The 10,578-nt window shown below is 47.8% G+C and carries 9 protein-coding genes and 1 pseudogene; 1 reads left to right on the forward strand and 9 read right to left on the reverse strand.

Features of this window, described 5'->3' with window-relative positions; translation table 11 throughout:
- The 9 genes from V5298_RS09540 to V5298_RS09580 all read right to left on the reverse strand — a co-directional run.
- Positions 1–317, reverse strand: a 317-nt coding sequence (locus tag V5298_RS09540) for a nitrilase-related carbon-nitrogen hydrolase (protein WP_332931235.1), incomplete at its 3' end; no start/stop codon positions are given.
- Complete coding sequence (locus V5298_RS09545) at positions 310–4,176, reverse strand: YhdP family protein (RefSeq protein ID WP_332931236.1); 3,867 nt, start codon at positions 4,174–4,176, stop codon at positions 310–312. The genes V5298_RS09545 and V5298_RS09540, both read right to left, overlap by 8 nt.
- Before the next feature lie 15 nt (positions 4,177–4,191).
- Positions 4,192–5,658, reverse strand: a complete 1,467-nt coding sequence (gene rng, locus V5298_RS09550) for a ribonuclease G (RefSeq protein WP_332931237.1) — start codon at positions 5,656–5,658, stop codon at positions 4,192–4,194.
- Positions 5,655–6,236: a Maf family protein gene (locus tag V5298_RS09555; RefSeq protein ID WP_332931238.1), complete on the reverse strand. Its 582-nt coding sequence runs from the start codon at positions 6,234–6,236 to the stop codon at positions 5,655–5,657. The genes rng and V5298_RS09555 overlap by 4 nt, the downstream gene beginning before the upstream one ends.
- Positions 6,237–6,246: 10 nt before the next feature.
- Positions 6,247–6,726 (reverse strand): rod shape-determining protein MreD, encoded by a 480-nt coding sequence (mreD, locus tag V5298_RS09560; RefSeq protein WP_416351166.1) that lies wholly within the window; start codon positions 6,724–6,726, stop codon positions 6,247–6,249.
- Positions 6,719–7,600, reverse strand: coding sequence for a rod shape-determining protein MreC (gene mreC, locus V5298_RS09565; RefSeq protein WP_332931239.1), 882 nt, complete (start codon positions 7,598–7,600; stop codon positions 6,719–6,721). The genes mreD and mreC overlap by 8 nt, the downstream gene beginning before the upstream one ends.
- A gap of 41 nt (positions 7,601–7,641) precedes the next feature.
- A complete protein-coding gene (locus V5298_RS09570; protein WP_332931240.1) occupies positions 7,642–8,685 on the reverse strand; it encodes a rod shape-determining protein in 1,044 nt (347 codons plus the stop codon).
- Positions 8,686–9,034: 349 nt separating this feature from the next.
- A complete protein-coding gene (locus V5298_RS09575; RefSeq protein WP_332931241.1) occupies positions 9,035–9,529 on the reverse strand; it encodes a type II secretion system protein in 495 nt (164 codons plus the stop codon).
- Positions 9,530–9,631: 102 nt separating this feature from the next.
- Positions 9,632–10,141 carry a hypothetical protein gene (locus tag V5298_RS09580; RefSeq protein WP_332931242.1) on the reverse strand — a complete coding sequence of 170 codons (510 nt, stop codon included), beginning with the start codon at positions 10,139–10,141 and terminating at the stop codon, positions 9,632–9,634.
- A 134-nt stretch (positions 10,142–10,275) separates the two neighbouring features.
- Between V5298_RS09580 and V5298_RS09585 the strand changes: the two are divergent.
- Positions 10,276–10,578: pseudogene (locus V5298_RS09585) on the forward strand (hypothetical protein); the annotation flags it as partial.

Genomic DNA, 10,578 nt, shown 5'->3' on the forward strand with positions numbered 1-10,578 from the left:
GGTCCATAAAACAGACAGGACGCAGTAAACATCCCCTCATTTTCACATTTAAGGGGGATCGTGCCTGCCACAAGGTAGCAACCAAAGGTTTTTGCCAACCGCGCCAGTTCACCCTGAATTGGGCCATCGCCCTTTGGTTCCGCCACATCCAGTAAGACACCATCGCGGGTACCAAAACAGGCAAAACATTCCGGCAGCACCACTAAAAAGGGGGCGTTTTCATCGTGGGGAAGCTGAGCCAGACTTTTTTCCACAAAACGCAGGTTTTCTTCAATATCCGGTGACGATGTCATTTGCAGTGCAACGGCATTAACCATTTTTCTCCTCCCCGCTTGTTGCTGCTGGATCATCTTCAGTGCTGGTATTGGCATCCGAAGACTCGTTGGTTGTGGTTTGCGCCGGTAATGTGATTTCCTTACTCTTTCTACCCATTTCTTCAATCACCGGTTCGCTAAGGGTACCGGAAACATGGTAATTAACGTTGGAAATCACTTTTGCCGATGTCAGCACCTTATCTAAAGCCAAGGCGGCAAGCGCCGTGGGCGGCGTTGCCAGGAAATAAACCAAGATGGGTAAATTCCCCGTGACATTGGGCGTAAATTCAACATTATAATTGAGTTCTTGGGTCACAAGATCAGTATAGCCGTTTATATTCATTTCCCCGGCACCACCATCAACATTGGTGTCATCGGTAAACGCTTTACCATGTTCGATGGACAAGCTACCACTCATGCCATCATAGAAAAACCCTTGGGCAAAGACGTCTCTAAAATCCAGGCTTAATTTGCGAACCAAAGAGTTCAAACTGAAAATAGTGAAGATACGGGATCCCTTATCGCTCACTTCACTTAAATAGCCATCGGTTAAAGACCAGTTCACCTTACCGGCTAAACTTTCCAGATCAAAATCCATCGGCGATTTAGCCCAGTTAACATCAAATTTCACCGATGCACCAGAATCTTTTATGCCGCTGTGCAATCCCCACGCATCAAGCAATCGACCGACGTTATTACTTTTGATTGTGCCATCTAAGGTGGTGGTGTTTTGCTGTCCGTCGTATTGCCATTTGCCTGTTGCCGAAATATGGCCGTGTTTGCTGTCGGCCTTCAATTGACGAATATCGAAGCCATCCGCCACTTTTGTCACATCCACCGTTAACTCACCCAGCTCTTTATCTGCAATTTGGCACGACACACAGTGAAAATATAACGGCGGCAAGGTATCGGCATCCCAGTTTTCCGACACCCCAGAAGTGTTTTCCGACCAATCATCAAAACGCAAATAGTCAGCTTCTATCGAAATACCTCGGGTTAACCAGTCATGGTATAAATTCACCATTGCTCTGGCTTCTACAGCATTAATATCCAGTAGCCAATCATTATTATTTTGCTTGGCAATGATCTTGGCATTATGTAACTTTTGGCCTGCCACAATCAGATTATCTGCAGTGACAAATATCCGTTCTGGTACAGAAAACAGCGGCGTTTGTTCTGCCTTTTGCTGGTTGCCAACGCCATTCACCAACAAGGTGATGGCATCATACCATTTAGACACATCCACCGTATCGAGGGTGGCCGACACACTAAAGCCAATTCCCATGCCCACAAAATCACTTTCGCCCAAGGCAAGGTGCGCACGGGAGAACTGTTTTTCCTGATGAGGGAGCACCCCTTCAAAACGCACGTCATTGCCTAAACTGGCGTGAATGGTTGATGCTTGGGCATCACCTTCACTGACAATATTCAACAGCACCGCCTCACCTTCTTCTTTTGCCAGCGGCACAGGCAAGCGGGAGCTAATGCCCACCAATGGCGCCGACACCGTAGCACGGTAACTAAATCCCTCTTTAGGAATACGCAATGCCACCACGGCTTGCCAGTCTGATGTGCCTTCAACGTAGGCGTTATAGTCGGGGTTAAAGGTATTTAATAAGGGTGCCACATCCCAATGCCCATCCAGGTTGATGTCCACCAGATAAGCTTCGTTTTGGCTGTTACCGTTAAAAGACAATGCCACCGGCTGGCCCAGTAATTCGCTATTTAACGAAACAGCCCCAATTTTTTGGTTCTCGAAGGTGATATCGCCCTTGGTATGGTTAAAGGTCATATCGATACTGGTAACATGTACGGTATTGTCATTGAGGTAGGCGGTTCCCCTTGCCACAACCTGATCGCCGTTAAAGGGAATATCAAGGTGTAAGTCCGCAGACAGTGCCCCTGTCACCACGACGTCTTTATCCAATACGCGGCCTAAGGACGTCGATAAACTGCTCTGTAACATCAGGGCGGCAACGTCATCACCGTTGCCCTCGCCGTGGGCATCAATCGTTAATTTAGACTGTTTCTTTAACGCCGGAATAGTAGCAACCATGTCTGAGACAGCAATATCCCTTAACTGCCCGCCAGGGCTGGTCATGGTCAGGCCGTCATTTTCAAACAGTAAAGTAAGATCTAAGTCCTGCAACGCTGGCCATTGATCGGAAAACAGAAACGAACTGTCTGACACATTCACCTTGGCCTGAAAAACCCCTTCGTTATTCGCAAAGGGAAAGTCGCTGCCTTTCCCTTGCCACAACAAGGTGGCGCCATCGATAGTCCCTGGTCCGACAAAGGCACGATTTAAAAAGGCGGTGGTTTGCTCGCCCATAAGGGGCCCCGGAAAGAGGTTTTGGATATCTTTTAGGGGGCGCTCGGCCACGTCCATACGCAACAGCAAGTCTTTGGTACTGGCATTTAAGTTAAAGCCAGATTTGAGCGACAAAACCGGCGAATTAATCGTCAAATTAGGACTTTGTACATACCAGTTCTTATCTGCCGACTGTATATCTTTATAAATATAGACCTTTGCGCCCAGGCTCGTCACCGGAATGTCTTCTGGCAATAAATTGGTAATATTGAGATTGGCATCGTCGGCGGACAGGATCACCACGCCCTGATTTTTGTGCCAGTAAATATCCGCATCCAGCGCATCAAAGCCGGGAATTTTCCCGTCCTGCTGCCAGCTCACATTGATGAGTTTTGCCGCTAATTCCAGTCCTTTGGATTTCCACTGTAACTGCAATGTTGCCAACTCACCGGCGGGGTTAAGATCACGCACATTGTCATCGGCGGTGTCATCGGTAAACAGGGGCAAGAGCACTAAAAAGGGATTCACCGGCGCAGGCTTAACTGTATTTACCAGAATATCGCCTTGTTGATTAACCGTGCCTACCAAATCGGTGACCAAACGTTGATCATTGGAATCAAAAACCAGCTGATCAACCCTGAAATGCCAGATATCACCCACAGGCAACGCCTGAATGCTGCCGCCACGGATCCCGGAATTAAAGACAACGGAATCCTCGTCCCCCCAGGTCAGTTTACTGTCATGAAATTGGGTATACAGGGCACTAAATTGGCTTTGTTGCACTTCTGCCCACACCTCAAAATTCGCCCGGCTTTCTTTTAGCGGCCGACGTGTGGACAACAAACCACTGACCCAGGGAGAGATATCTAAATCTTCGGCTTTGGCGTACATCACACCATTTAAGTCATCCGGCGAACCCGTAAGGTCAAGAATAAATGAAGCAGAATTGTTTGCTAACTCCTGAACCCGTATTGCTCCAGTGCCTTGGTGATGAGTGTCATCATTGATCCAGTTAAGGGATTCAACCTGCAGTACTTCCCGCTTTTGATTGCGCACGATAACCACATCGCCGTCACGAAGGGAAAAACGCTGAAGTTGTTCTAAAAACAGGCTTTTTAACGCTTCCACCACAGGGAAATCGCTTTCACCTGCACTGTCGAGGCGATCCGCATCCACTTCTAAGGTCATGGATTCCAGGGTAAAAACATTGGAAGAGAGCATGCGCGAGCGCAGGCTTTCCCAGAAATCCAGCTGCATATGCACTTTGCCGATTTCCAGCGCCACCGGGGATGAGTCGTTACTGGCCAAAACCACATTATTGAGAATAATGCTGGGACCTTGATTTTCCCAGTTGGCCTGTACGCTGCCTATATGTAATTCAACGCCATATTTATCATGGACATAGTCTTCCAGAAGGTATTTATTATGGTCGATATAAGGCAGCGCGTAACGCATTGCACTTAATGCAACGGCAAACAACACCAGTATGATTGCCATCAGCAACCACAATTTTTTTACCAGGTATGTAGCTACCTTACCTGCCTTTGTCACTGAATAAATACCGCCCTACATCATCACTACGTCATATTTATCCTGGTTGTAAAGCGGTTCCGTCTGCACTTTAATCTGCTTGGACACGAACACTTCCAGCTCTGCCAGAACATGAGATTCTTCACCTAACAGTGCTTCCGCTACACTCGGTGATGCGTAAATGACAAACATATCTGCATCGTAAGCCCGGTTAACCCTCACCACTTCCCGCATAATTTCAAAACAAATGGTTTCAATGGTCTTAACCGATCCCCGGCCCTTACAAACCGGACATTCTCCGCACAATGTATGTTCAAGACTCTCCCGTGTCCGTTTCCGTGTCATTTCTATCAAACCCAACGCTGTAAAGCCGTGGATATTGATTTTTGCCCTGTCCTTAGCCGTTGCTGTCTCTAGACTATTTAAGACACGTCTTTTGTGATCCGGTTCCGACATATCGATAAAATCGATAAGGATCATGCCGCCTAAGTTACGCAAACGAAGCTGGCGGGCAATGGCAAGGGTGGCTTCAATATTGGTATTGAAAATGGTCTCTTCCAGATTCCTATGGCCAACAAAGGCCCCTGTATTGATATCAATGGTCGTCATGGCTTCAGTCTGATCGATAATCAAATAGCCACCAGACTTAAGATCAACCCGGCGACTTAGCGCCCGTTGGATCTCATTTTCCACATCGTACAGGTCGAAAATAGGGCGTTCGCCTTGATAATATTCAAGCTTACTTTTCAGTTCAGGCACATATTCTGCAGTAAATTCCCGCAGTTCCTGATAGGACAAGTTGGAATCGATACGGATGCGATCTAATTCGGTGCCCACAAAATCCCGTATTACTCGCCGTGCCAAGGGTAAGTCTTCGTACAGCACATTGGATTTTTTACGTTTCATCCGCTGGCGGATTTTGTTCCACAGTCGCCGCAAGAAATCCGCATCCGAAGAGAGCTCATTTTTTTTTACCCCTTCTGCCGCTGTACGCAAAATGAAACCGCCGTCGTCGTCACAGTATTCCTGCACAAGGGCTTTAAGGCGCTCCCGTTCGGTTTCATCTTCAATACGCTGGCTAACGCCCACATGGGTCACACTGGGCATAAACACCAGATAACGGGAAGGAATGGTAATATCGGTGGTCAGTCTGGCACCTTTTGTACCAATGGGATCTTTGACCACCTGCACCACAATGTCCTGACCATCTCGCACCAGTTCTCGAATATCCTGTTTTTGGATATAACTGCAGTTTACTTCGTCGGCCACTTCATTGTTAATTAATATGTCTGAGGCATGCAGAAAGGCGGCCTTATCTAAACCAATATCAACGAACGCCGCCTGCATTCCCGGCAATACTCGGCTGACTTTTCCACGATAGATATTACCCACCAGCCCTTTTTTGGTATGCCGTTCAACATGGATTTCCTGAAGGATGCCATTTTCGATTAATGCCACCCGAGATTCTGACGGTGTTACGTTAATTAGCAGTTCTGCGCTCACGATATCATCCCAAATTCTTCTAGCAGACAGCGGGTTTCGTATAATGGCAACCCGATGACTGAACTGACACTGCCTGAGACCTTGCGAACAAATTGCCCGCCGATTCCTTGAATTGCATAGCTCCCCGCTTTATCCGCAGGTTCCCCTGTTGCCCAGTATGCGTCAATCTGGGCATCGGTGACAGGGGCAAAGTACACCTTTGTGCATACACACACGTTTTTTTGGGTATTCACATCACAAACACTCACCGCCGTGAGCACGTCATGTTCGTTATCCGACAGGGCGCGCAACATGGCAAAGCAATCGTCCCTATCCACCGGCTTACCTAACGGCTTGCCTTTGAAGGCAATCAAGGTATCACTGGCTAGTACCACTCGCTCTACCTCATCGCCTTGCAGACGTTGCCATGCCGCCATGGCCTTTTCTTTGGCCAAGCGCATTACCAGATCATAAGGCGTTTCATTTGGTCTGGGCGATTCGTCAATATCCACCGGAAATTGCCGGTGAGTTAACCCCATTTGGGTCAGTAAAGCTGTGCGTCGTGCAGATGCTGATGCCAGTACTAATTCTTTGCCCATATTGCCCCCGCTAACTGATATTGAGCTGCCGTCGGGCTTTTCGTAAGAGCCAGAAAATCCACGGCCAAAGCACCATGGAACTCGCCACTGGCCATAAATAGCTTAACTGAAAAGGTATACCGGTTAACAGATGTTGCAACCAGAAAAGTACCGCATGATAAAGGGCGCTAATAAGCCCAATAATAATCGCTTGTTGCCACACAGAGTAATTGCGAAGGCGCTGGTAATTCGCCGCCAAGGTATAAACAGACACACTCAAGGCAAAACAATGGATCCCCAGCGCAGTGCCCAACAGAATATCCATAGCAATGCCGGTCAGAAATGCCACCCCCACGTTCACCCTGTGAGGCAAGGCCATGGCCCAGTAAGATAAAACAATGAGCACCCAGTCGGGCCGATAGGTATCAATCTGAATCGGCAATGGCATAATTTGTAATACCAAGGCAATAATTATCGTTGCCACGATGGCGGTATGACGGGTTTTAATCATCCGACGCCTCCTCTGAGGGGAGTACCATTTCGGTTTGAGGGCTGGTCCCTTTTGACGAGGAAGGCGACAGCAACAACAAATATTTTAGCCGGTCTAGTTTAGCCAGTGGCGTGGCAGTGACAATTGCAAACGGACGGCTTTCATCTCTTACCACACGGCTCACTTTCGCCACCGGATACCCTTCGGGAAAGACATTTCCTAATCCGGACGATACCAGCATGTCACCGACTTCCACATCCACACTGTGGGGAACATGTTCCAGCAGTAATTCATCTAACGAGCCGGTACCGCTGGCAATAAAGCGAATATTGTTGCGCTCAGAACGAACCGGTATGGCATGGGTCACATCGGTAATCAATACCACACGGCTATTTGTGGTGCCCACTTCCATAACCTGGCCCACAATGCCCCGTTCATCCAGCACGGTTTGTGACAAATAGACGCCATCAATGGCCCCTTTGTTGATGACAATCTGCTGGCTAAAGGGGTTATTATCCACCGCCATCAACTCTGCCACAGTTTTTTTCATCTCGCGGTTAACTGGCGCATCAAGCAATTTTCGCAATGTATCATTTTCAGATTTGAGCACATCAAAACGCTGTAAACGCTCACGCATCAATAACACCTGATTGGTCAGGCGTTTATTTTCTGCCACCAGTTGTTCATGTGAAGTTAAGCGCTCAGCACTGGCATTTAGCATCAAACTGGGCAAATTAGCCAGATATTGCAGCGGACTCATCAGAGAATTCATGTAAACCCGCGAAGACTGGAAGGCATCGAGTTTATGATCAGCGAAAATAAGAATGACAGACATCACCAGCGCCATAGTAAGCCGGAGATTGAGGGAGGGGCCGCGAGAGAATATGGTATCCATAAAAACAGCAGGGCAACCTTAAGGTTGCCCGTCAGTATTCGTTATTCGTAGCTGAACAGGTCGCCGCCGTGAAGGTCAATCATATCGAATGCCTTACCGCCTCCCCGCGCTACACAAGTCAATGGGTCGTCTGCGATGACAACAGGAATCCCCGTTTCTTCCATCAACAAGCGGTCGAGATCTTTTAACAACGCACCACCACCGGTGAGTACCATGCCTTTTTCAGAAATATCCGAGGCCAATTCAGGCGGCGATTGCTCAAGGGCCACCATCACCGCTGAAACAATGCCGGTAAGGGGTTCTTGTAGGGCTTCTAAAATCTCATTGGAGTTAAGAATGAAACCGCGGGGAACACCCTCGGCTAAATTACGGCCGCGTACTTCAATTTCACGCACTTCATCGCCAGGATAAGCGGCACCAATTTCGTGCTTAATGCGCTCGGCTGTCGCTTCACCAATCAGTGAGCCAAAGTTACGACGGATATAATTGATAATGGCTTCATCGAATTTATCGCCACCGATACGTACCGATGAGGAATACACCACGCCATTTAAGGAGATGATCGCGACTTCTGTGGTACCACCACCGATATCAACCACCATAGAGCCTGTGGCTTCAGAAACCGGTAACCCGGCACCAATCGCCGCGGCCATTGGCTCATCAATAAGAAAGACTTCTCGGGCACCTGCACCAAGGGCAGATTCTTTAATGGCCCGACGCTCCACCTGAGTAGAGCCACAAGGTACGCACACCAGTACACGTGGACTGGGACGAAGGAAATTATTGTCGTGCACCTGTTTGATAAAATGCTGAAGCATTTTTTCGGTGACAAAGAAATCGGCAATAACGCCGTCTTTCATTGGTCTGATTGCACGGATATTACCAGGGGTACGCCCTAGCATACGCTTGGCATCTGCGCCGACTGCGGCAACACTCTTAGGACCAGAAGCCCGTTCTTGACGAATGGCGACCACTGAAGGTTCATTCAGTACGATGCCTTGATCTTTAACGTAAATGAGCGTATTTGCCGTTCCGAGGTCGATGGACAAGTCGTTGGAAAACATGCCTCGAAGCTTTTTAAACATGAAATGCCAGTTCCTGTTATTGCGCCTGCACACCGTTATTGGGTATGGTTTTTGGCGTGACTGCAAAATGAAGATAAATATCCGCACACTTTAACAATGAGGGCCAGTTTCAGCAAGCAAATACCCTTTTCAAAGGCATAAAATGCTGCTTCTTATAACACCTAGGTACACAAGCATGGAAAAGCGATGAAAAAACCATCAGATTGCTTGTATTTTCCGCCCTCAATTGACGAACTACTTGTTTGCGCTGAATGCGCTTTAGACCGACTCAAACCCAAACAGTTCCCTGGGACATACAGTTTTATTCTAGAAATTAAAAATTTTGCTCTGCATGGCTAGGACCGGCGAACTAACACCCTTGATCTTGCACCCAAATATGGGGCCTTTCGTTCACGGCAGCAGGCTCAGTATAAACCACCTGACACTGCTTGGTCGCATTCGCACTGTACGCGCCTTCTTTCGGGGTGATCACAAAAGAGCCCGGCGCGGGCAGATCCACAGTGACATCCCACTGCTTAGCATTTAAGTCGGCCCACATGGTTAAACGGGTCATATTGGTACGCTGGGCATCGGGATAGCCAAAATCGGTATCAATAACAATATCCTGAATGCTAATTTGGGTGTTTTTATTCCCCGCGTAAGGCAAATCCTGGATACCGGCAATGGCCGATTTCGCGTATACCAGTTGAATACCGCTATCGAGGGACGCGCCCACCCGTTGTATATTTGAAGCCAGCGTGCCGGTTTGCTTTTCAATCAGCCCTGGCACGGCGGTAACGGCCAGTAACCCCAAAATAACGATAACAATAACCAGTTCGATGAAGGTAAAACCTCGCTGTACCATATTCACTACCTATGCTGACAAAACTCCATTTGCCGCCATTATGGTAAAATTCGCTACCTCGTTGGTTATATCTTAATCACCTTTGTTAGTCATAATAATAACTTACTCGCTGAATGTGACCTTCCCGGTGTAGATGGCGTAGTCAAAATAGTCCCCGGCACTTAAGCGATAACGACAATAGGCATTCACCGGCTCATCCTCAACCAATTCACCTTCAAAGTACTCGCCACGTACCAAAAAACCATCCACTTTCATCGGTTGATTCAATAGCATCTGCCAGAGTTTTTTACACCCTGCACTATTGTTCTCAACTTTCGGCCAGCCACCATAGGCCATGCGCACAGGTCGGCGATCCACTTCCAATCCCTTATCGTTATAGTGCACCAGCATGATCATCTGAGGCTGATTTTCCGCATCCCATTGCCAATGAGCACTGACCGCACTGTCTTCCAACATGACGCCGAATTCCTTGAGCCTTTGGCCTTTTAGGTTAGGCTCGGACTCGTACAAATAAACAATTAACGACCCCATCAACAAGGCAAACAAAATCGTCAGCGCCGAGCCTATATATAAATTGCGCTGTTCTTTGGCAGCCGTATGTGTATTTTTCATGTTCAACGTCCTTAATGCACATCTCTTATTATTATGTTTCTGCTTACAAAAAAGCACGATAAGAAAACAGACCGTTCACCCTTTTGTGCACTTTACCGTACAATAGAGCAACTTTGTTATCTAAGGAACGAATAGTGTCATTTATCACCTATTCTTCTGGCAATATTGCCCAGCTTCGTACGGCGTTTTTTCATTTGGTGGCCAACACGGAGGCCCTCGACCAAGTCAATGGGCCAACAAGTTCCCACAAACAAAAACAACAGGCGCTGAGATCCCTGCTGAGTTTAACCACGCCGTGCTGGGTAGAACCTGAATTTTTCATTGCCGGAACCGGTACGGTAACCCTCAAACGCTTTGTGTTTGCCAATCACAATGTCACCTTGCTGGCCCAATCTTCCATTGAGATTGGTGAAGGGGTCTTTATTGGCCCCAATGCC

It is taken from the genome of Alteromonas sp. 14N.309.X.WAT.G.H12 (assembly GCF_036697315.1).
Classification (GTDB): Bacteria; Pseudomonadota; Gammaproteobacteria; order Enterobacterales; family Alteromonadaceae; genus Alteromonas.